A 21,081-nucleotide genomic window follows, 5' to 3' on the forward strand; every position below is an offset into this window, starting at 1 on the left:
TCGCGGTTCGCCGTCGGCGGTTCGCGGTTCGGTGCTCAGGCCCCGGCCCCGATATCGGCCCCGGCATCGGCCTCGGTCCCGGTGTCCACCCAGTCCACGATCTCCACGACCACTCCGTTCGGGTCGGACACCAGGAACACGCGCTCGCCCCAGGGCTCCACGCGCGGCTCCATGAGGATCGTGACGCCCTCCGCGCGCAGCCGCTCGTACTCGGCGGGCAGGTCGGCCACGGTGAACGCGAGGAGCACTCCGGCGGCGCGCTGCTCGCGCAGTCCCTCGGGGAGTACCTCCAGACCGCGCCGTACGAAGACCACGTGCGGGCCGTCGGGGTGGGACAGGGAGGCGAAGCCGTCGGCGGCCATCGTCTCCTGGAATCCGAAATGCCTGGTCAGGAAGGTGGATGAGGCGTTGGTGTCCTCGACGGTCAGACATGTGGCGGTGCTCGCGATGCGCATGGATCTCCTCCTGTATCGTGGCTCGGAGTTTCATTGTACACAGTATTCTATACAGCGTAGAAAGTTACTGTGCGGACTGCCGGGAGGCAGGGAGGAGCAGGGCGTGGCGAAGGACCGGAGCGGGGCGGGCGATCCCGTCCGCACACTGGAACTGCTGTGGCGCGAGCCGGGGCAGGGGGCGCCCAGCGGGCGGCGCGGGCCCCGGCAGGGGCTTACCGTGGACGCCGTCGTCGACGCGGCGATCGCGCTCGCCGACGAGGCGGGTGCCGCCGACCAGTCCGGGCTGGCCGCGCTGACCATGCGGGCGCTGGCCCAGCGGCTCGGAGTCACGCCCATGACCCTCTACACGTACGTCCCCGGCAAGGCCGAGCTGCTCGACCTGATGCTCGACGGGGCGTACCTGGCCATGGAGCGCGCTGCGCCGGCCCCCTCCGGCCCCTGGCGCGAGCGCATCACCCGCGTCGCCGACGACAACCGCGCCCTGCTCGTGCGGCACCCGTGGATCGCTGAACTGTCCGTAACGCGGCCTCCGTTGGGGCCCGGCGTGATCGGAAAGTACGACCACGAGCTCGCGGCCTTCGACGGCATCGGCCTCACCGACGCGGAGATGGACGCCGCCCTGACCCACCTCCTCGGCTTCGTTCACGCGAACGCCCTGGCCGCGGCCGACACCGCCGCACACAACGCCCGCCAGAGCGACCAGGACTGGTGGGAGGCCAGCGCGCCCCTGCTGGAACGGGCCATGGACCCCGAGCGCTACCCTCTCGCCGGGCGGGTCGGCAGCGCGGTCGGCGCGTACGACCCCGAGACGGTCTGGGCCTTCGGCCTGCGCTGCCTGCTCGACGGGATCGCCCGCCGGGTGGACAAGGGGTAAAAGGGGAGCGGAGGCCTGGCGGGGTCACAGGGCTAGTGCTGTGACCGGAAAGGTTCACCGGGTCGCGGCGCCCGGCACGGCACCTCGCCGCGTTGTCGGACAACACCGGTACGTCCAGTACGAGGCGTGGTCCTCCGCCTTGCGATGCACCGCACCGAACACCGCGACCCGGCAAACCTTTCCGGTCACAGCACTAGCGGTAGCCCGTGGCGTCCGCCGGGCGGTCCGGGTCCTGGACCTCGACCATGTACCGCCAGGCGTCCGGCCGGCTGCCGTCGAGGTCCGTGAAGCCGTAGACCCCGGCGAGCTGCCCGCTGGAGAGCGACTGCCCGTTCCAGCGGGAGACCTGCGGGTCGGCGGCCAGGGCCGCGACCGCGCGGCCGACGTAGGACGGGGTCTCCGAGATGCCGAAGTGCGGGACCTTCTCCAGTGCGTCCCGCCAATTCGCCTCGGTGACCCCGAAGGCGTCGAGCATCATCTCGGAGCGGAGCCAGCCGGGGGTCAGCGCGACCGCCGTCGCGCCGCGCGGCCCCACCTCGTGTCCGAGCGCGAACGCCATCCGCAGCACGGCCGACTTGGCGATGTCGTAGAAGAACGAGACCCGGTAGCGGGTCGCGTTGTACTCCGCCGTGCCGTCCGTCATCTCCACCACCAGCCCGCCCGGCTCGCGCAGCAGCAGCGGGAGCGCGTAGTGGCTGGTGACGGCGTGGGTCTCCACCGCGAGCCGCAGCAGCCGCAGCCCCTTGTCCAGGTCGTGCTCCCAGACCGTGCTCTCCCACTCGAAGAGCAGCTCGCCGCCCCAGATGTCGTTCACCAGCACGTCGAGGCGGCCCTGCTCGGTGTCGATCCGCTCCACCAGCGCCCGCACCTGCTCCGGCACCAGGTGGTCCGCGACCACCGCGATCCCGTGCCCGCCCGCCGCGGAGACCAGCTCGGCCGTCTCCTCGATCGTCTCCGGCCGGTCGTACTCCGAGCGCCGGCCCCGCGTGCTGCGCCCGCTCACGTACACCGTCGCGCCCCGCGCCCCCAGCTCGACCGCGATGCCGCGCCCCGCGCCCCGGGTCGCCCCGGCCACCAGGGCCACCTTGCCTTCCAGATCCCGCCGTTCTTCACCCATGCCCGCGACCCTACGACGTCCGCGCGCGGCGGGCCCCGAACAACCCGCCCGGCCGGCCGCGCTGTTGGCCGCACGGGGCGGTCTGCGGGGCCGGGGGTCTGCGAGGCCGGGCGGCCCGCGGGGCCGGGCGGTCTACGGGGCCCCGGCCGGCGGGGAGATCTCCGTGCTCAGCCACCCCAGCGCGTCGGGGTACATCCCGATCCAGGTCTGGAAGTTGTGGCCGCCCTGCGGCCGGACCAGGGTCTTGACCCGGACCCCGGTCCCCTCGGCCGCCTTGGTGAAGTCGGCGAGCTGCTGCGGCGGGCTGTCCTTGTCCTGCGAGGAGGTGGCCAGGAAGAGGCCCACGTCATCGGTCCTCTTAGCGTGCCGGACCAGCCACATCGGGCTGTTGCGCTCGCGCAGGACGGGATCGGCCAGCACGTCCGGGTCCCCGGTCAGCGGATCGGGGTCCAGGGCCGCGCCCGCCCGGAACGCCTTCGGGTACTGGAGCGGCAGCTTGGCCGCGCAGAACGCCCCCGTCGAGATGCCCATCACCCCCCAGCCCGCGGGCTGGGGCAGGGTGCGGAAGTTCTTGGCGACCAGGTCCGGGACGTCCTCGGCCAGCCAGTCGGCCACCTTGCGCCGCGGCGTGTTGGTGCAGTCGGTGTTGACCCCGCCCGGGTAGATCTCGGGGATCACCAGGATGAACGGGTGCGCGGCGCCCAGCTGGACCAGCTGCTCGAGCGCTCCGGGCATGTTGCCGAGGTCGATCCAGGTGCGGGGCGAGCCCGGGTAGCCGTGCAGCAGCATCAGTACGGGGAACCGGGTCTGCTCCGCGCCCGGCGCGTCGTACTCCGGGGGAGTCCACACGATCACCTGGCCGGCCAGCTTCGAGTGGGAGCCCCGGAAGTACGTGCTGCGCGTGCCGTCACCGCCCAGGGTGAATTTGGCCCGCCCCAGGGGCGGCCCGGTCATGGCGGAGTCGTTCTGCCCGGCGTCGGTGCCCAGGAGGTCGTCCCAGGAGGAGTAGAGGCCGTAGCTCCCGTTGATCCAGGTGGCCACCACGCAGATGGCGGTGAGCTGGCACAGGCCGATCATCACCAGCCGGGCCGGCCAGCGCACCCAGCCCGGGCCGGGGATCCGGTTCCACAGGAGCAGTGCGGCCAGCATGGCGAGCACGGTGACGACGATCAGGGTGACGAGGAACGACGTACTGGTCAGCTCCACTGCGCCTCCACTGCGCCGGCTCCTGACATGCGGGACGACTTGACCGTAATGTCCGGACAATACGTTCAATCTACGGCGAGCGCCGCCCGGGAAGGGGTGGCGTGCGCACCGTTTCGGCCGGGAAGCCCGGGCTCTGCCGCCTCCGACCCGACGCCTCCGACCCGGCGCCTCCCGGCGACCCGAGCCCGGCGTCCTGGGGTAGATTCACCGCCTGTTCATCAGCACGGCTCCGGGGGTTTGGGCCGTCTTGGTGCCGTATGAGGCAGGATCGACGGGGATATGCGGAACACTCCGAAAAGAACGAATCGCCGGATCCAGTCCGGGACGCGGTCCGGGCTGTCGCCGACGCCGGCGGCGCGCACGGTCTACCAGGTCAAGCTGCTCGTCGACCCCGAGCAGGTGCTGGACGCCGGCGGGCTGCCCACGGACGCGGCGGCCGACGCGCTCTCGCTGGGCGCGCCCGGCCGCGTCGAGGTCGCGCAGTACGTGGACGACGCCGGGCGGAGCCTGAACGGCCAGGGCTGGATCGTCCGCATCCGGCGCCACGACGACGAGAACCGCATCCGCCTCGCCTACAAGGCACGCTTCGACATCGACGGCGACGGCTCGGAGCCGGCCGAGGTGCGGCGCGTGATGGACCGGGCCGGCGAGCACGACTTCGCCACCGGCTGCGGGAACTACCGGATCCAGGTCAATCTCAGCCACACCCGCGCCACCCTCGACTTCACCAACAAGAAGTGCCGCCCGGTCCCGGGCCTGGCCCCCGGCGAGCTCCCCGGCCTCGAGGCCTCCCGCGCCCTCGTCCTGGACCGGCTCCCCGGAAAGCTCGCCCGGTGGGGCGCGAAACCGGCCGGATGGGCGCAGGCCGTCACCGCTTCATCCCGTCTCCACGGCCCCGTAAGCCAGGCGAACTATCCTGGCCGCATGCTCGATCACGCGATGGAGACACAAGTCAGCCGACTGCGCACCGCGTCCGGCGAGCTGACCTGGTTCGCGGAGATCACCGCCAAGGCGCACACCCTGCGCGAAGCCGTCGAACTGCGCTCCGACCTGATGGGCAAGCTCCGCGCCGAGGGCTGGCTGCTGGAGCGCGACGCCTTCAAGACCGAGCTCATCCTCGGCCCGTGACCACCTCCGCGCCCGGCCCGATACGCGTGGCCCACCTGGCCGACCTGCACATAGGGTCCGCCCTGCGCGGGCTGGCCGACCACCCCGGAGCGCCCGCGATAGACCCGTACGAGGCGCCGTACGAGGCCCTGCGCGCGGCCGTGCGCCACATCGTCGGGGACGGCTACCACGCGGTGCTCCTCGCCGGGGACGTCTTCGACCGCCGCCACGACGACGCCCGCGCGCTGGCCGCCTGCCAGGACGCGCTCGGCGCCTTCCACGAGGCGGGCCTGCGCACGGCGGTGGTCTCGGGCAACCACGACGCCGAGAGCCCGCTGCCGCACAAGCTGCACCTCCCGCCGTCCGTGCGCTGGCTCCCCGCGGACGCCCCCGCGTCGGTGTGCTGGCCCGACCTCGGCATCACCGTCCACGGCCAGTCCGTGGGGGATCCGGACGAGCGCCGGGACCTGGCCGCCGGATACCCGCGCCCGGTCCCCGGCACCGTCAACATAGGGCTCCTGCACACCAGCCTGCACGGGGCCTGGAGCCGCCGGACCTGCGCGCCGACCGACCCGCGGACACTGGCGCGCGCCGGATACGACTACTGGGCGCTCGGCCACGTCCACCACCGGCTCGTCCCGGGCACCGGCGCGTTCGCGGTGTACCCCGGGAACACCCACGCCCGGGGCCCCGGCGAACCGGGCGGCCGCGGTTTCACCGAACTCCGCATCGGGGCCGGCGGCCGGATCGGGATCCGGCAGGTCGACACCGCCCCCGTCCGCTACGAGGACCTCCACTTGCCTTGCCCGGAGACCGCCGAGGCCGACCTGCGGGCCCGGTTCGCGGCCGTCCCGCCGCCGCCCCCCGGCGGCGCCGTCGTGTGGACCCTCACCGCCGCCACGCCCCCCGGCCTCCTGGGCCCGGCGCGCGCCCTGGCCGGTCCGGGCGCCATGGTCTGCCCCGCGCCCGGTGAGCCCCTCCGACCGCAGCACTAGTGCTGTGACCGGAAAGGTCCACCGGGCAAACCTTCCCGGCCACAGCACTAGGCTCTGTCGCCCGACCCGTTGCCCCGCGCGCTTCAGCGGGCGCGGACGCGCACCGCCACCGAGTGCCACCCGGTCGCCCCGTCGGGGACGGTTCCGGCGCGTTCCCCCGTCTGTACGGCGCCCGTCCGGTCCGTGGCCCGGACCTCCAGAATGTGCGGGCCGGGAGCCGCCTCCCAGATCCACACCCACTGGCGCCAGGTGTCGTCGCCGTCCGCTTCCCCGAGCCGCGCCTCCTGCCAGACGCCCGCGTCCACCCGTACCTCGACCCGGGCGATGCCCCGGTGCTGCGCCCAGGCCACCCCGGCGACCGCCACCCGCCCGGGAGCGGGTTCGGCCGAGGGGCGCGGGGTGTCGATGCGCGACTGGGTCTTGACCGGGGCGCGCGGGGCCCAGGACCGGCGCACCCAGTACGCGTCGTACGCGGAGAAGGTGGTCAGCCGCAGCTCGGTCAGCCACTTGCACGCGGAGACGTACCCGTACAGGCCCGGCACGACCATCCGTACCGGGAAGCCGTGCCGGAAGGGGAGCGGCTCGCCGTTCATCCCGACGGCCAGCAGTGCCTCCCGGCCGTCCATCACGGCCTCGACGGGGGTGCCCAGCGTCATCCCGTCCACCGAACGCGCCACCAGCTGGTCGGCCGGACCGCCCTGCGACGGCGGCCGCACCCCGGCCTCGCGGAGCAGGTCCGCGAGGCGTACGCCGAGCCAGCGGGCGTTGCCGGCGTACGGGCCGCCGACCTCGTTGGACACGCACGTCAGGGTGATGTCGTGCTCGACCAGCGGACGGGCGAGCAGCTCGCGCAGGCCCAGGGCGAGCGGCCTGGCCACCCCCTCCCCGTGGATGCGCAGCCGCCAGGCGTCCGCGTCCACGCGCGGGACGACCAAGGCGGTGTCCACGCGGTAGAAGTCCGCGTTCGGGGTGAGGAAGCGGGAGGCCCCGGGAATCCGCAGGTCCGCCCCGGCCGGTACCGGCGGCGCCGGCACGGAGGGCGCCGGGAGGACGAGGTCCGTACGGGAGGCCGTGGCGCCCGCCGAGCCGAAGGCGCCGAGCCTGCGCCCCGCGTACCCGGCCGCGGCCGAGAGCGCGAGGGCGCCGAGGACGAGGCGGCCGAAGCCGCGCCGGTCCAGGCCGTCGGCCCCGGCCCCGGCCCCGGTCCCGGCCCCGGTCGCGGGTCGTTTCAAGGCTCTGACCAGCAGGTACAGCATTCCGGCGGCCGCGGCTCCACCCACCAGGGAGGGCAGGGCGTCCTTCCACGAGGCCTCGGGGCGGCTGAGCGCGGCCACCGCCCCGAGCACCCCGACGGCGCCCGCGAGCACCAGGCCGGCCGGCATGCGGCGTACGGCGAGCAGCCCGGCCAGGGCGGCGACCGCGCCGAGCACGACGAGGATGCCGAGGGCCAGGACCAGCTTGTCTCCGGTGCCGAACTGGCGGACCGCCCACTCCTTGAGCCCGACCGGGGTGCGGTCCACCACGGCCCCGCCGATCGCGGTCACCGGGGAGGCCTCGGGCCGGACGGCCGCGGCCGCCAGGTGCGCCAGAGCCAGCCCGAAGGCGGCGGCGACCAGCCCGCCGGCCGCGCCGAGCGCGTACCGCCGCCGCCCCGGGTCCGCCTTCGCGCTGTTCATTCGCCGTCACCCTCCGCCCGGTCCTACGCGCCCCCGCGCGCCGGGAGCGCCAGCAGCATCAGCGGCTTCGTCGTCGGCGCGGCCGAACCGCCCGCCGGTTCCAGGGTGAGCCCGACCCCGGTGGCCGCGCCCACGGCGCCCGTCAGCAGGGCCGGAGCATCCGGCCGGGCCGGATCCAGCAGCCCCGCCGGACGCATGGCGCCCGCCGGGTCGGCGAACCACAGCTGGTAGGACCGGCCGGCCGGCGCGGAGGGCATTCCCGCGGCCACGAACACCGCCCGGTCCCGGTCCCGGGAGACCACGACCGTGCCCGTCGCTCCGCCGGCCCCGCGGCCCACGACCAGCCGGGCGTCGGGGGCCGTCAGCACCCCGGTCAGCGCCTCCGCCCGGGCCCGCGCCAGGTGCTCGGACTGCCGGGCCTCGTCCGCCCGCCGGTCCTGCCAGACGGCCACGCCGCCGAGCCCGGCCACCGCCACCAGACTGGCCGCCAGGGCCCAGCGCAGCCAGGGCCGGCCGTGGCCGCGGACGACCCCCGGCGCGGGCGCGGGGCGCTCCTCGGCGCGGATGCGGCGCAGCACCGCCTCCCGGAGCTCCGGCGGCGGCTCCACGGCGACGGCCCGGCCCAGCAGGGCCGCCGTGGCCGCGAAGTCCCGTACCTCTCGGGCGCACGCGGGGCACGACTCCAGATGTGCCTCGAAGGCCGTGCGCTCCGCCGGGGCCAGCGCGTCCAGGACGTACGCCCCGGTGTCCTCGTGCACGCTCATCAGCCGCTCACCCCGATTCCGGATCCGATCCTCATGCCGAGACCCCGAGACAGGTCCGCAGCCGCAGCAGGCCGTCCCGCAGCCTCGTCTTCACGGTACCGAGCGGAACCGACAGCGTCTGCGCCACCTCGCTGCACGTCAGGCCCCGGTAGTACGCCAGGGCCACCGACTGGCGCTGGATCTCGGTCAGCGACGCCAGGCAGTGCCGCACCCGCTCCCGGTCCTCGCGGTCCATCGCCGCCTCGCTCACCTCGTCGAACTCCGGCAGCGCCGCCTCCAGCCGGGCCGCCCGCAGCTCCCGGTCCCTGGCCGCCTGCGCGGAGCGCACCCGGTCCACCGCCCGCCGGTGGGCGATCATCAGCACCCAGGCGCGCACCGTGCCCCGGTCGGCGCGGTAGCGGCCGGCGGTGCGCCACACCTCCACCAGCACTTCCTGGGCCACCTCCTCCGCCTGGGCCCGGTCCCGCAGCACGGCGTGCGCCACCCCCAGCACGGACCCGCTCACCGCCTCGTACACGGAGACGAAGGCCGCCTCGTCCCCCTCGGCGACCCGGCCGAGCTGGACGGACAGACGCTCGCTCTCACCGGTGCCCGTCACGTCATCCACGGCACCGATCCTCCGCGATCCGCCGGCATTCCTCCGCGGTCGCACGCCTTGTCAGCCATTCGGAGCCGCCGCGCCACCGGATTGGCCGCAATCGGCTCCCGTACGCCCCCGCGCCGTTCCGGATCACGCGCGAGGGCGGCCGGCCCGTTCGGCGGCCCGCCGGGCCATGGCCGCGAGCGGGCCCTCCGCGCCGCCCGCCGCCGTCCAGCAGTTCAGGGCGGCCTTCCCGCGCTTGCGCAGCTCCACGACCCCGTCGGTGAACGGCTCCAGGGCCATCGGGGGCCTCATCGGGTCGGTCTCGGACATGGCGGGCGCTCCCGGCGTCGGAAGGGGCGGCCGCCGGTGGTTCCGGAGGCCGCCCCTGATCGATTTCCGTCAGTGAACCCGGGGCCCCGCCCCTCCCGCTGGAGCTCGGCTCGCGGCTCCCTCGCGAGGGTGGGCGGATTCCCACGGGAGGGTGAAGATCAGATCATCGTGCGATTTTCGCCGTGCCCGTCGTGTACGTCATTCGGCCTCGGGCAGGGTGGCCGCGACCGCGGCGGCCAACACGTAGGGGTCCCCGGTCGGCCGGACCGGGTGGCGCGTGGTGAGCCTCGCCCACCGCTCCTCGAAGGCGTGCCAGTCGATGGCCCTCGGCGCGGCCCGCCGGACGAGCGCCTCCTCCAGCGAGGCGAAGTAGGCCGACCACCGCGGCGCGTACAACTCCGAGACCAGACCGCTCCATTCGCGGTTCGCGTAGTCGTGCAGGAAGCCGCCCTCGCTGGTGCTCTGGCGGCCCCACACGCTCAGGATCGAGCGGGCGTCGTACTCGTAGCGGTCCCGCTCCGCCTCGTCCGCGCCGTGCGCCCGGGCCGCCGACAGCCAGGACCCGAGGAGGAAGTGGGGATCGGAGCCGACGAGCGCGTCCAACTGCTTCTCGCGCTCGGCCCATTCGGCGGTCAGCTCGCGAAAGAGGGCCAGGTCGCGGGCATCGTAGGCCGCCTTGACGCGCGGCAGCAGCGCCCGCGAGTGGTTGGCGAGGGCCTGGCGGGCGGTGTCCACCAGGTCGAAGCGGTAGGCGCTGGAGCCGCGCAGCAGGGGGTCCACCTCGAGCAGGTGGCCCAGCGCGCGGCGCACCGAATCCGCCGGGTAGCGCATCGACTTGGGGCTCCAGTAGGCGGATCCCGCCGCCGTCAGGCTCGGCCGGGCCGCGAACAGGCTGTCCTGGGACTCCGACCAGAGCCCCGAGGAGGTGTTGTACGGTCCCTGCCGCAGCTCTTCCCAGGCCGCCGCGGCCCGGGCGTCCGGCCGTCCGTACCGCCGGTCCGCGAACCGCGCGAACCACTGCTTCTGGTCGATCGGGCCCGGCTCCCACGCGAGGTCCGTGAACAGGTCGAAGGCCGCCGGGTTGGTCCCGGTCGCCTCCGGCAGGTAGGCGATGCCGGTCAGCGCACTGTCGGCCTTCGCCCGCCAGGACCCGAACCGGTCGATCCACACCGAGGTGTTCGCGCCGACCGTCGTGTGCCCGCCGAAGTTGTAGATGGTGCCCATCGCGTACGGGGCGCCGCCCCAACGGGTCTCGCGGTCCAGGCGGTTGTAGCGGTCCGACAGCCCGTCCAGGATCAGCAGCTTCGAGGTGTCCACCCCGGCCAGGAGCTCCTTCGTCGGATCGTCCTGCCAGCCCAGCACCGCCCACAGCGCACCCGGATGGGCCGCCCACAGCGCCTTCTGTACGGCGCCCGCGGCCTCCTTCACATCGACCGAACCGGTCTGCCCGCCCTCGTGCAGCGGGCTCATCCGGTACATCGAGCTGTCCCCGAACAGCGCCCGCTGCTCGGCGTAGTAGTCGGCGGCCAGCCTCGCGAAGGCCTGCGAGGCCGGGTCCAGCCAGTCCGGCCGGTCGAAGCCCGCCCAGTCGCCCTGCGGCACGGTCACCGCGCCCGGGTTGCGCTCGGCGAAGGACGGCGGCACGGTGCCGAAGTAGCCCGGCAGCACCGGGGTCATGCCGAGGCCGCGCAACTGTTCGGCGATCTTTCCGCCCAGCTCGGCGCGCGCCTTCATCAGCTGCTCGGTGACGGGTCCGCCGAAGCCGCTGAGGTTCTGCAGCAGCCACCAGCTCTGGTGGCCGGGGCCCGGGATCCACTCCCGCAGCTCCGCGGGCGTGTAGCCGAAGCGCTGGAGCGCCCGGTAGTACGGGTACTCGGCGCCGACCTGCACGAACACCTCGTTGACGCCGTGCAGGGCGAGCAGGTCGATCTGCCGCTGGTGCTCCTCGAAGGTGCGGTAGGCGCCCGAGTAGCCGTCGTCGGTGTCGTTGAGGGCGTAGCGGTGCGCCACGAGGGCGGTCCGGGTGACCGGGGCGGGCACGGCGGGCAGCTCGGCGGGCAGCATCCCGATGCTGTCGCCGGGCCAGCCGATGTCGGCGCCGGCGACGTGCTGGAGGTACCAGCCGACTCCGGTGAGCAGGGTGGCGCCGGTGGAGCCGCGGACGGTGACCGCGCCGGCCGTCCCGGAGACGGTGAAGGAGTCCTTCGCCGTCGCGGCGTCCGCCACCAGCGTGAACTGCCCGGCGTGCTTCGGCAGCAGCCGCTCCAGGGCGGCCCGCGCGGGGGCCGCGTCGAAGGCCCGCGGCCCGGGTGCCTCCACCTCGTGTCCCGCACCGGCCGGTGCGGGGGACTGGGCCCCCCGGGACGTGGCGCCCGGTGCGGCCCCGGCGACCGCCAGGGTCAGCAGGGCCGCGGGCAGCGCGGCCAGGATGATCCGGCGGCGCACCCGCGCGGCCCCGTCGCGTCGTGGGACAGTGCCCGGCATACGCATCGTCCTCGTCTCGGTCGTCTCGGTCGTCTCGGTGGGCTCGGTAGGCTCGGTCGTCAGGGTGGGCTCCGCCGGTCCCGGCGGCTCGGGCGCCGGTCGGACGCCCGGCCGGTTCGCCGGCTGCTGCCCTGTTCGCTGCCCCGTCTGCTTGCCCATGGCGCGGGCCGTCAGACCGGCAGGGACCAGACCTGGTCGACCCGGTGGTCGCCGCAGGGGGTGAGGCGCAGCCGCTCGGCGGGGGTGCCGGGCTCGGCGGGGACTCTGGTGGTGGTGGATGATCCCGGTCCAGGCCTTCTTGACGTCGTAGTCCGCCGCCTGGAGCGGCTTGCGCAGGACCGTGCAGGGGCGTCCCGCCTCGCGGTCCGCGGCCTGGTGCAGGGCCGCGTACCCCTGGGACCGCCAGAACGCGAGGGCCTTGGGGTTGTTGTCGAGCACGGCGATGCGCAGGCCCGTGCGTCCGGCGGCGCGGAAGCGGTCCTCGACCAGGCGGGCCAGGGTGCGGCCGTACCCCTCGCGGTGCGCCGTGGCGTCGATGAGCAGCAGGCCGATCCACGGGTCCGGGTCCCCGGCGGCCTGGTCCCCGGCGGCCGGGTCGCCAGGGGAAGTATGGCCAGGGGAAGTGCGGCCGGTGTGGGCGAGGGTGACGGCCAGGCCCACGAGGCGGCCCGCGGAGCGTGCGAGGAGGACCTCGGCGCCTTCGTGGGCGAGCTCGTCGGCGAGCGCGGCGGCGACCTGCTCGACCGTGATGCGGCCGGGGTCGGGGAAATCTCCGCTGAGCTCGAAGAACGCGTGGTTGGTCGCGTAGAGCGCGGCGATTTCGGTGAGGACCGGGCCGGGGAGGGCGCCGTCCTCGACGGGGGCGAGCGGGAGGAGGATCACCTACCGAACGGTAGCGAAGCCCCCTCCCCGGACGGCCGGGAGGGGGCTTCAGCTGGGGTGGGACCGGACTAGATGTTGACGCCGAAGTCCTGGGCGATACCGGTCAGGCCCGAGGCGTAGCCCTGGCCGACCGCGCGGAACTTCCAGTCGGCGCCGTTGCGGTAGAGCTCGCCGAAGACCATGGCGGTCTCGGTCGCGGCGTCCTCGGAGAGGTCGTAGCGGGCGATCTCGGCGCCGCCGGCCTGGTTCACGACGCGGATGTACGCGTTGCGGACCTGGCCGAAGTTCTGGCTGCGGGTCTCGGCGTCGTAGATGGAGACCGGGAAGACGATCTTGTCCACGTCGGCGGGGAGGCCGGCCAGGTTGACGTTGATGGACTCGTCGTCGCCGGAGCCCTCGCCGGTGCGGTTGTCACCAGTGTGGACGATGGTCTGGTCCGGGGTGGACTTGTTGTTGAAGAAGACGAAGTGGCCGTCGGAGACGACCTTGCCGAGCGGGGTGACCGCGATGGCGGAGGCGTCAAGGTCGAAGTCGACACCGGTCGTCGTGCGAACGTCCCAGCCGAGGCCCACGGTGATGGCCGTGAGGCCCGGGGCCTCCTTGCTGAGCGAGACGTTTCCGCCCTTGGAGAGGCTTACTGCCATGGTGACTGGTGTCCCTTCCTAGTCTCACTGGGTCTCACGTATCGCGAACCGCGAGCGCGCCCAAGTTACCGCTGCCCTCCATAACGCGGGGAGGGGGCCGGTAGGTTCCTGCGTCGGCGGATTGTCCGTGGGGAAATGCGGGTGACGGGGCCCCGGCGGGGACGGATCATAGGGGGCATGCCTGGTCCCTATGTCATCCGCGGTTCGGTCGTGCTCCCCGAGGGCGAGCTCGCCTGGCGCTTCTCGCGGTCCTCGGGGCCCGGGGGGCAGCACGTGAACACCTCGGACTCGCGGGCGGAGCTGCTCTTCGACCTGGGGGCGACGAAGGCGCTGCCGGAGGTGTGGAAGGAGCGCGCGCTGGAGCGGCTGGCGTCCCGCCTGGTGGAAGGGGTGGTGACGGTACGGGCCTCCGAGCACCGCTCGCAGCTGCGCAACCGGGAGATGGCGCTGGTCCGGCTGGCCGCGCTGCTGGCGGAGGCGACCGCGCCGCCGCCCAAGGCGCGGCGGGCGACGAAGATCCCCCGGGGCATCAATGAGCGCCGGCTGCGCGAGAAGAAGGCCCGCGGCGAGACCAAGCGCGGACGCAACGCGCGGGACTGGTAGCGGGGCGGGTAGCGGGCGCGGCTGGTAGCGGGCGGGGCGGGCCGCGGGGCCGCGGGTCTTCGCCGCGGCCCCGGCCGGCGGCGCGCCCGCGGCTACGGCGCCAAGTGGCGGTAGCGGCCGCGGAAGTACGTCAGCGGCGGCGAGTCCGGCGAGGGCTGTGCGGCCGTGAGGACCCGGCCGACGACCAGGGTGTGGTCGCCCGCCTCGACGCGGTTCTCGGTCCGGCACTCCAGGGTGGCCAGCGCCCCCGGCAGGAGCAGGGCCCCGGAGACCTCGCCCCGGGTGGTGGGCACGTCCGCGAAGAGCAGACGGTCGCTGATGCGGCCCTTCATCGAGAACCGGCTCGCGATCTGGACCTGGTGGTCGGCGAGCACCGAGACCGCCCACAGGGGCTGCTCCGCGAGCAGGTCGTCCATCCGGGAGCCCTCGCGCAGGCTGACCAGGACCAGCGGCGGGTCCATGGACACGGACATGAAGGCGGTCGCCGTCATCCCGGCGTCCTCGCCGCGCGGTCCGCCGGCGGTCAGCGGGGGCTCGTGCGCGGTGATCAGGCTCACGCCCGCCGCCAGTCGGGACATCGCGGCCCGGAACTCGTCGTTGCTCACCCCCTCAGGATGGGGTGCGGGCTCGGGAAGCGTTGTCGCAGGGGTCGTGTTCGGCACAGGGGGGACGCTACTGTCGCCCTCTCGCGCGGCGCATCGGGCTGAGGTCCGAGCCGCCCCCCGCCCGTCGACCTAGGCCGTCCTGGGTCCGGGCGTATCGTTTGCTCCCGGGAATACGGCCGGTGAAGCGTCGGCGACGAACCGGTGACACGTGCACCTTTATTCATCTCATGTGACTTGAGTCACAGAGAGCAAGATTTGTTGACCCTGTGTACCTGCCGCACAGCTCACTGTGATTCAGTGGACGGGACACCGCAACGAAACGCCGATGACAAACCTGGAGTTGCTGTCGAGGTCTCGGGGAGAGCGAGCAATGGAGACCGAGTCGGAGCCGTACGTCCGTCTTGCGACCCTGCGGCAGCTGCACCAAGTGGTGGCCGAGCTCAATACGGCCCGGAGCCTGGCCGACACCCTGCAGACCGTCGTGGACGGCATCGTCGTCGGCCTCGGATACGAACTCGCCTGTGTCAACCTCGTACGCCCTGACGGGGATCTGGTCGTCGCCGCCTTCGCCGGGGACCCCGCCGCCGAAGCCCTGATCACCGGCCGGGTCGGCTCGCGCGCCTCCTGGGAGCGCCGCCTGACGATGGGCGAGAACTGGGACGGCCTGCGCTTCATCCCGCACACCGAGGGCTGGGTCCTCATGGAGGACGACGTCCCCCAGTGGCACACCGACGGCCCCGACCCGCGCTTCGAAGACGAATGGCACCCCGAGGACCGGCTCTACGCCCCCATGTACGCCTCCGGCGGCGAACTGCTCGGCGTCGTCTCCGTGGACCGCCCGCGCAACGGCCGGCGCCCCGGCGCGTGGGGCCGCGAGGCGCTCCAGATGTACGCGTTCCAGGCCGCCATTGCGATCAGCAACGCCCGGCTGCGCGCGAACATGCAGCGCGCCCTGGTCCGCCTGGAGCGCGAGCAGCAGGCCCTGCGCGCCAGTGAAGAGTCGTTCCGCCAGGCCTTCGAGTACGCGCCCAGCGGCATGGCCATCGCCGAGATGGGCGGCGACCAGCACGGCCGCCTGCTGCGCACCAACGACGCGCTGTGCCGGCTGCTGGGGCGGCCCGCCTCCGTGCTGCGCCGCTACTCCTTCTCCGACCTGGTCCACCCCGAGGACATCGGCACCCTGCTGCGCACCTCCGCCGAGGGCGGCCGCGCCGAGCTGCGCCTGGGCCGGCGCGACGGCACGTACGTCTGGGTGTCGCTGCGCAACTCCGTGGTGGCGGACGCCGCCGACGGGCCCCGCTTCCTCCTCACCCACGTCGAGGACATCGAGGAGCGCAAGCGGCACGAGCTCCAGCTCGCCCACCGGGCCAGCCACGACTCGCTGACCGGCCTGCCCAACAGCGCCGAGCTGCGCGCCCGGCTCGGCGCCCGGCTCTGCCGCCTGCCGCAGTCGGTGCGCGCCACCGCCGTGGAGGCGCTGGACGCGGCCTACGAGGGCCGGCCCGCGCCGGACGGCATCCCGGGCCAGGCGACGGGCGCGGGCACCGGCCCGGGCGCGGGCTCCGGCGAGCACGGCTTCCGGCCCGACGGCTTCCCCGACCCCTTCGAGTTCCCCGGCGGTCCCGGCGGCCCGCCCGGCCACGGGGCCGGCCCGGCGGGGGGCCCGTACGACCACCACGTGCACACGGTGGCGCCCGCGACCGAGATCGACGACGGCACGAAGGGGCTCGCGGTGCTCTTCTGCGACCTCGACGGCTTCAAGTCGATCAACGACCGGTTCGGGCACCACACCGGCGACGCGGTCCTGATCGAGGTGGCCCGGCGGCTGACGACCGGCGTCAGGGACGGTGACACCGTCGCCCGCCTGGGTGGTGACGAGTTCGTGGTCCTGGCCGACGGCCTGGGCGCCGCGGACGCCGCCGACCTCGCCGTGCGGCTGCGCAACGCGATCATCCCGCCGATCCGGGTGGACGGCCGCGCGGTCCGTGTGGGAGCCAGTTTCGGCATCGGCTGGGCCAGCTGCGGGATGTCCGCGGACGAGGTCCTGCGCTCCGCCGACCAGCGGATGTACATCGAGAAGCGGTCCCGCTCGAAGGCCCACCGCCGGGCCGGGTGAGTCCGCTCGCCACCCGTGGGCGCACCTGTTCGGGGTAGGCTCGCCGCGGTCGAAAGGAGTGACCTGCGATGACGACGCCCGCGAACAACAGCCCGAACGGTGGGGCGGACAAGCCCGAGGACGACGATCCGTTCGGCTACCTCTACGAGGACGGCCAGGCCGCCGGTGCCACCCCGCCCGGCCAGGGCGGCGGGTACGGCTACCCAGGGCTCGTCGGCGGTCAGTCGGGCGGCGCGCAGCCGGGCGTGCCCCGGACCTCGTACAACCAGGTCCGCACGGTCGGCGACCGGCCGTACGGCGGCCAGCGCGGCCCCGTTCCGTACCAGCAGGGCGGCCCGCAGCAGGGCGGCCCGCAGCAGTCCCAGGGTTACCAGGCGCAGTACCAGGCCCCCGAGGCGCTGCAGGCGGGCGGCTACGGCGTGCCGCCGCAGCAGCAGTCCGCGCCGCAGTACACGCAGTCCGTGCCGCTGCCGGGCGGCGGCGGTCACGGCGGTGGCGGCGGGTCCAGCCGCAAGGGCATGCTCATCGCCGCCGTCGCGGTGGTCGCTGCGGTCGCGATCGGCATCGGTGCCGCGGTGACCTTCGGTGACAAGGACAAGAACGACGACAAGAACAAGGCGAACCCGGGCCAGAGCCAGTCGGCTCCCTCGAACAACCCGTCCGGCCAGCCGAGCGGCTCCGCGTCGCCGGAGGCCGAGCTGCCCAAGGGCGACGCGGGCGGTCCGGGCATGGTCATCAGCGGCGGCGCGTCGCTGATGAACACCACGCCGGGTGCGAAGAGCGCGAGCGGCCAGTACGTCGGCAACTTCAACCAGCCGGGCGCGGCGGTGACCTGGACGCTGGACGTGCCCAAGGAGGGCACCTACCGGCTCTACGTGCGCTTCGGCATCCCCGGCGAGGACGCGAACGGCACCCTCGCGGTGAACGGGAAGCCGAACGGCTCGCCGCTGAGCATGCGGAACTTCGCCGGGTCGGCCAAGGGCGACTGGGAGAAGGGCTGGCAGTCCACCTGGGGCCAGGTGACCCTCAACAAGGGCACCAACACGATCAAGCTGTCGTGCGAGGCCGGCAACAAGTGCCAGGTCAACATCGACCAGCTCTGGCTGCAGGCGGGCGGCTGATCCGACAGGATCCGACAGGATCCGACAGGATCCGAGAGGATCCGAGCGGGACGGTCTAGCCGGCCGTGACCTTCACCGACCCCCGTACCTCCTCGTAGGTGCGGGGGTCGAACTCTCCCGCGGCGGGGGCCGCGACCGTGGCCGCCGAGAGGGCGACCGCGCGGACCAGCCGCTCCGGCCAGTCCAGGCCCTCGGCGAGGGCGGAGAGCAGGCCGGCGACGGCGGAGTCGCCGGCGCCGGTGGGGTTGCCCGCCAGGGTGCGGGGCGGGGCCGCCCGCCAGGTGCCCCGGGCGGTCGAGGCGAGCAGGCCCGCCGGGCCGAGCGAGGTGATCACGGCGTGGGCGCCGCGCCGGCGGGCGTCCCGGGTGGCGGGCAGCGGGTCCCGGGATCCGGTCAGCTCGGCGAGTTCGGCGGCGTTCGGCTTGATCATGTCGGGGCGGGCGGCGACCCCGCGCCGCAGGGCCTCGCCGCTGGTGTCCAGGAGTACGGGGACGCCGGCCGCGCGGGCCGCCCGGACCAGGACGGCGTAGGCGCCGACGGGGACGCCCGGGGGCAGGCTGCCGCACAGGGCCACGGCGTGCGCGCCGTCCGCGAGCAGGGCCTCGTAGCGGGACAGGAAGCCGGCCCACTCGGCCGGGGTGATCAGCGGGCCCGGCTCGTTGAACTGCGTGGTGTCGCCCGAGGCCTCGTCGACGACGGCGAGGGTGCGCCGGGTGGTGCCCGCGCAGGGCACCAGCGCGTCGCGCACGCCGGGGGAGGCGGCGAGCAGTTCGCGTACGACGGCTCCCGTGCGGCCGCCCGCGAAGCCGGTCGCGGTCACCTCGTGGCCGAGGGCGGCCAGGACGCGGGCGACGTTGAGGCCCTTGCCGCCGGGGCGTTCGGCGACGTCGGTGACGCGGTGGGAGGCGTGCGGGTGCAGCTTCGGGACGCGGTAGGTGACGTCGAGCGCGGTGTTGGGCGTCACGGTCAGGATCATGGCGGGCCTCGGTCTCGGGGTGTGCCGGGATCATGCCAGGAGGCGCCGCCCTGCGGTAGCCGGGGCAAGGGTGCGGCCGGCCCGGTTCCCCGGACCGGCCGCGACCGTGTGATGCCCGCTCATGACGGTTGCCGTTGCTACGCCTTGACCGGGTTGACGATCCATTCGCCGCGCCGCATGACGCCCTTGACGTCGAAGGCGGAGTCGAGGACGACGAGGTCCGCGTACTTGCCGGGCTCCAGCGAGCCGACCTGGTCGTAGACGCCGATCAGCTTGGCCGGGTTGGCGGAGATCGCCTGGACCACGGACTCGACGGGGAGCTTGTCGAGGGTGACGGACCGCTTGAAGGCGGTGTCCAGGGTGAGGGTGGAGCCCGCGATGGAGCCGCCCTCGACGAGGCGGGCGACGCCCTCCTTGACCTCGACCTCCAGCGGCCCGAGGTGGTAGATGCCGTCGCCGAAGCCGGCGGCGTCCATCGCGTCGGTGATCAGCGCCACGCGGTGCGCGCCCGCGTGGTGGAAGGCCAGCTCCAGCATGGCCGGGTGCAGGTGGGTGCCGTCGTTGATGAGCTCGACGGTGACCCGCTCGTCCTCCAGCAGCGCCGCGATCGGGCCGGGGGCGCGGTGCTCCAGGCCCGGCATCGCGTTGTAGAGGTGGGTGGCCACGGTGGCGCCCGCGTCGATGGCCTCGAGGGTCTGCTCGTACGTGGAGTCCGTGTGGCCGATCGCGGCGATGACCCCGTGCTCGGCCAGCAGCCGTACGGAGTCCAGGCCGCCCGGGAGCTCGGTGGCGAGGGTGAACATGCGGGCGGCGCCGTGGGAGGCGTCGATCAGCTTGCGGACCTCGGCCGGGTCGGGGTCGCGCAGCAGGTCTTCCTTGTGGGCCCCCTTGCGGCAGGGGTTGATGAAGGGCCCCTCGAAGTGGATGCCCGCGATGTCGCCCTGCTGGGTCAGCTCGGAGAGCAGCCCGGCGCGGCGGGCGAGCTCGTCGAGGTCGCCGGTGACGGTGGAGGCGACCAGGGTGGTGGTGCCGTGCTCGCGGTGGGTCCGTACGCCCTTGAGCACCTCCTCGGCGGTGCCGGAGGTGAAGGAGGCGCCGCCGCCGCCGTGGTTGTGCATGTCGACGAAGCCGGGGACGACCAGGCAGCCGGTGAGGTCGACCACGGCCGCGTTCTCGTCGGCGCTGCCGGCGATGCGCTCGCCGTCGACGATGAGGCGGCCGCCCTTGACGATGCCGGTGGGCAGCACCACGTCGGCTCCGGAGAGAACGGTGCTGCGGGCCACATGTGCGCTTCCGGACATCAGGCAGGTACCTCCGTGGCGAGTAGATCCCAGGCGAGCAGCCCTGCGCCCAGGCATCCGGCGGTGTCCCCTAGGGCCGCCGGAACGATGTGGGGCAGCCGCTGGAACGTCACGCGTTCCTCCACGGCCGTCCGGAGTGGTGTGAACAAGGTTTCCCCGGCCTCGGCCAGACCGCCACCGATGATCAGGGTGCTCGGGTCCAGCAGGGTGATGGCGGTGACCAGGCCGTCGGCGAGGGCTCCGATGGCGGCGAGCCACACTTCCTTCGCGGCGGGGTCGCCGGATTCGACGGCCTTGGCGCAGTCCGCGGCGTCGGCTTCGGGGTCGCCGGAGGCGGCCGCCCAGGCGCGGCTGACGGCGGAGGCGGAGGCGAGGGTCTCCAGGCAGCCGTACTGGCCGCAGCCGCAGGCGGGGCCGCCGGGGCGGACCACGATGTGGCCGATCTCGCCGGCGTAGCCGTGCGCGCCGGCCTCGATGCGGCCGGCGATGCCGATGGCGCCGGCGATGCCGGTGCCGAGCGGGACGAACAGGAAGCGGTCGGCGCCGCGGCCCGCGCCGATGCGGCCTTCGGCGAGTCCGCCCGTGCGGACGTCGTGGCCGAGGGCTACGGGGATCCCGCCGAGGCGTCTGGCGAGCAGTTCGCGCATGGGGACGTCGCGCCAGCCCAGGTTCGCCGCGTAGACGGCGATCCCGTTCTCGGCGTCGACGATGCCGGGGACGGCGACGCCGGCGGCCGAGGCGGCCACGGCGAAGCGCTCCCGGCCCAGGGCGAGGAGTTCGAAGGCGAAGTCCTGGATCGTCTCGACGACGGCTTCGGGACCGCGCTCGCGGCCGGTGGCGCGGCGCGCTTCGTAGAGCAGGGTGCCGTCGTCGGCGACGAGGGCGGCCTTCATCCCAGTGCCGCCCACATCGAGGGCGATGACGTGTTTCACGGGTTTCACGGGTGACAGTCTCGCGTGCTTGGAGGGGAAAGGTCTAGTCCACTGAGGGGGATTGTTGAGCCGCCATACAAATTCGGGACCTTGGTCGGTGCGCGGGCCCGCGCCGAGGAGTTCGCGCGCAGGTGTGCTGGTGGGCGCGTGCAGGGCGTGTGCACGTTTGGGGGTGGATGTTGACGAGGCGCGAGAGTGGTGTAGACCTTTACGCGAATCGTACGGAACAACCTGGGGTGGAACGAGAACTGTGAAGGCTCGAACTGTGCAGGCCCGAAACCTGAACCTCGCCGCGTCCGGCCTCGCGCTC

At 73.8% G+C, this 21,081-nt stretch carries 19 protein-coding genes; 6 read left to right on the top strand and 13 right to left on the bottom strand.

Annotated features, from left to right (window positions below):
• Positions 1-35: 35 nt before the first annotated feature.
• On the bottom strand, positions 36-455 hold the full coding sequence (locus DRB96_RS21565; RefSeq protein WP_112453617.1) for a VOC family protein: 420 nt from the start codon (positions 453-455) through the stop codon (positions 36-38).
• 103 nt (positions 456-558) lie between these two features.
• On the opposite strand from DRB96_RS21565, the gene DRB96_RS21570 reads away from it, so the two are divergent.
• Positions 559-1,329, top strand: coding sequence for a TetR/AcrR family transcriptional regulator C-terminal domain-containing protein (locus DRB96_RS21570; RefSeq protein WP_112449932.1), 771 nt, complete (start codon positions 559-561; stop codon positions 1,327-1,329).
• A gap of 193 nt (positions 1,330-1,522) precedes the next feature.
• Here DRB96_RS21570 and DRB96_RS21575 read toward each other — a convergent pair whose 3' ends face one another.
• Both DRB96_RS21575 and DRB96_RS21580 read right to left on the bottom strand, forming a co-directional pair.
• A complete protein-coding gene (locus DRB96_RS21575; RefSeq protein WP_112449933.1) occupies positions 1,523-2,446 on the bottom strand; it encodes an SDR family oxidoreductase in 924 nt (307 codons plus the stop codon).
• A 132-nt stretch (positions 2,447-2,578) separates the two neighbouring features.
• Positions 2,579-3,652 carry an alpha/beta hydrolase-fold protein gene (locus tag DRB96_RS21580; protein WP_112449934.1) on the bottom strand — a complete coding sequence of 358 codons (1,074 nt, stop codon included), beginning with the start codon at positions 3,650-3,652 and terminating at the stop codon, positions 2,579-2,581.
• 279 nt (positions 3,653-3,931) lie between these two features.
• On the opposite strand from DRB96_RS21580, the gene DRB96_RS43120 reads away from it, so the two are divergent.
• Both DRB96_RS43120 and DRB96_RS21585 read left to right on the top strand, forming a co-directional pair.
• On the top strand, positions 3,932-4,780 hold the full coding sequence (locus DRB96_RS43120; protein WP_162688680.1) for a hypothetical protein: 849 nt from the start codon (positions 3,932-3,934) through the stop codon (positions 4,778-4,780).
• A complete protein-coding gene (locus DRB96_RS21585) occupies positions 4,777-5,754 on the top strand; it encodes a DNA repair exonuclease (protein ID WP_162688679.1) in 978 nt (325 codons plus the stop codon). The genes DRB96_RS43120 and DRB96_RS21585 overlap by 4 nt, the downstream gene beginning before the upstream one ends.
• Before the next feature lie 83 nt (positions 5,755-5,837).
• Here DRB96_RS21585 and DRB96_RS21590 read toward each other — a convergent pair whose 3' ends face one another.
• The 6 genes from DRB96_RS21590 to DRB96_RS21615 form a co-directional block, all read right to left on the bottom strand.
• A complete protein-coding gene (locus DRB96_RS21590) occupies positions 5,838-7,430 on the bottom strand; it encodes a molybdopterin-dependent oxidoreductase (RefSeq protein ID WP_112449936.1) in 1,593 nt (530 codons plus the stop codon).
• A gap of 23 nt (positions 7,431-7,453) precedes the next feature.
• Positions 7,454-8,194 (bottom strand): anti-sigma factor, encoded by a 741-nt coding sequence (locus DRB96_RS21595; protein ID WP_112449937.1) that lies wholly within the window; start codon positions 8,192-8,194, stop codon positions 7,454-7,456.
• Positions 8,195-8,225: 31 nt separating this feature from the next.
• On the bottom strand, positions 8,226-8,801 hold the full coding sequence (gene sigK, locus DRB96_RS21600) for an ECF RNA polymerase sigma factor SigK (protein ID WP_239516277.1): 576 nt from the start codon (positions 8,799-8,801) through the stop codon (positions 8,226-8,228).
• Between the two features lie 123 nt (positions 8,802-8,924).
• The gene (locus DRB96_RS21605; RefSeq protein ID WP_112449938.1) at positions 8,925-9,107 is read right to left on the bottom strand and encodes a hypothetical protein; all 183 of its coding nucleotides are present in this window, start codon (positions 9,105-9,107) and stop codon (positions 8,925-8,927) included.
• Between the two features lie 198 nt (positions 9,108-9,305).
• On the bottom strand, positions 9,306-12,473 hold the full coding sequence (locus tag DRB96_RS21610) for a GNAT family N-acetyltransferase (protein WP_112449939.1): 3,168 nt from the start codon (positions 12,471-12,473) through the stop codon (positions 9,306-9,308).
• 68 nt (positions 12,474-12,541) lie between these two features.
• Positions 12,542-13,117, bottom strand: coding sequence for a TerD family protein (locus DRB96_RS21615; RefSeq protein WP_112449940.1), 576 nt, complete (start codon positions 13,115-13,117; stop codon positions 12,542-12,544).
• A 177-nt stretch (positions 13,118-13,294) separates the two neighbouring features.
• Between DRB96_RS21615 and arfB the strand changes: the two genes are divergently transcribed.
• On the top strand, positions 13,295-13,720 hold the full coding sequence (gene arfB / locus DRB96_RS21620) for an alternative ribosome rescue aminoacyl-tRNA hydrolase ArfB (protein WP_112449941.1): 426 nt from the start codon (positions 13,295-13,297) through the stop codon (positions 13,718-13,720).
• 92 nt (positions 13,721-13,812) lie between these two features.
• Here arfB and DRB96_RS21625 read toward each other — a convergent pair whose 3' ends face one another.
• Complete coding sequence (locus tag DRB96_RS21625) at positions 13,813-14,382, bottom strand: flavin reductase family protein (RefSeq protein WP_112449942.1); 570 nt, start codon at positions 14,380-14,382, stop codon at positions 13,813-13,815.
• A 313-nt stretch (positions 14,383-14,695) separates the two neighbouring features.
• Between DRB96_RS21625 and cdgB the strand changes: the two genes are divergently transcribed.
• Positions 14,696-16,441, top strand: a complete 1,746-nt coding sequence (gene cdgB / locus DRB96_RS21630) for a diguanylate cyclase CdgB (RefSeq protein ID WP_112449943.1) — start codon at positions 14,696-14,698, stop codon at positions 16,439-16,441.
• A gap of 68 nt (positions 16,442-16,509) precedes the next feature.
• Positions 16,510-17,562, top strand: coding sequence for a CBM35 domain-containing protein (locus DRB96_RS21635; protein ID WP_112449944.1), 1,053 nt, complete (start codon positions 16,510-16,512; stop codon positions 17,560-17,562).
• A gap of 55 nt (positions 17,563-17,617) precedes the next feature.
• On the opposite strand, the gene DRB96_RS21640 is transcribed toward DRB96_RS21635, so the two are convergent.
• From DRB96_RS21640 to DRB96_RS21650, 3 genes are all read right to left on the bottom strand, one after another.
• Complete coding sequence (locus tag DRB96_RS21640) at positions 17,618-18,538, bottom strand: 1-phosphofructokinase family hexose kinase (protein WP_112449945.1); 921 nt, start codon at positions 18,536-18,538, stop codon at positions 17,618-17,620.
• Between the two features lie 137 nt (positions 18,539-18,675).
• On the bottom strand, positions 18,676-19,839 hold the full coding sequence (gene nagA, locus DRB96_RS21645) for an N-acetylglucosamine-6-phosphate deacetylase (protein ID WP_112449946.1): 1,164 nt from the start codon (positions 19,837-19,839) through the stop codon (positions 18,676-18,678).
• Positions 19,839-20,771 (bottom strand): ROK family protein, encoded by a 933-nt coding sequence (locus DRB96_RS21650; RefSeq protein WP_112449947.1) that lies wholly within the window; start codon positions 20,769-20,771, stop codon positions 19,839-19,841. The genes nagA and DRB96_RS21650 overlap by 1 nt, the downstream gene beginning before the upstream one ends.
• Positions 20,772-21,081 lie beyond the last annotated feature (310 nt).

Origin of the sequence: Streptomyces sp. ICC1 (assembly GCF_003287935.1) — a bacterium.
Lineage (GTDB): Bacteria > Actinomycetota > Actinomycetes > Streptomycetales > Streptomycetaceae > Streptomyces > Streptomyces tritrimontium.

Bases quoted from the DNA above. Each gene is read 5' to 3' on its own strand.
- DRB96_RS21565 (WP_112453617.1), bottom strand. From the start codon at position 455: ATGCGCATCGCGAGCACCGCCACATGTCTGACCGTCGAGGACACCAAC.
- DRB96_RS21595 (WP_112449937.1), bottom strand. From the start codon at position 8,194: ATGAGCGTGCACGAGGACACCGGGGCGTACGTCCTGGACGCGCTGGCC.
- DRB96_RS21635 (WP_112449944.1), top strand. From the start codon at position 16,510: ATGACGACGCCCGCGAACAACAGCCCGAACGGTGGGGCGGACAAGCCC.
- nagA (WP_112449946.1), bottom strand. From the start codon at position 19,839: ATGTCCGGAAGCGCACATGTGGCCCGCAGCACCGTTCTCTCCGGAGCC.
- arfB (WP_112449941.1), top strand. From the start codon at position 13,295: ATGCCTGGTCCCTATGTCATCCGCGGTTCGGTCGTGCTCCCCGAGGGC.
- DRB96_RS21590 (WP_112449936.1), bottom strand. From the start codon at position 7,430: ATGAACAGCGCGAAGGCGGACCCGGGGCGGCGGCGGTACGCGCTCGGC.
- cdgB (WP_112449943.1), top strand. From the start codon at position 14,696: ATGGAGACCGAGTCGGAGCCGTACGTCCGTCTTGCGACCCTGCGGCAG.
- DRB96_RS21605 (WP_112449938.1), bottom strand. From the start codon at position 9,107: ATGTCCGAGACCGACCCGATGAGGCCCCCGATGGCCCTGGAGCCGTTC.
- DRB96_RS21615 (WP_112449940.1), bottom strand. From the start codon at position 13,117: ATGGCAGTAAGCCTCTCCAAGGGCGGAAACGTCTCGCTCAGCAAGGAG.
- DRB96_RS21640 (WP_112449945.1), bottom strand. From the start codon at position 18,538: ATGATCCTGACCGTGACGCCCAACACCGCGCTCGACGTCACCTACCGC.
- DRB96_RS43120 (WP_162688680.1), top strand. From the start codon at position 3,932: ATGCGGAACACTCCGAAAAGAACGAATCGCCGGATCCAGTCCGGGACG.
- DRB96_RS21575 (WP_112449933.1), bottom strand. From the start codon at position 2,446: ATGGGTGAAGAACGGCGGGATCTGGAAGGCAAGGTGGCCCTGGTGGCC.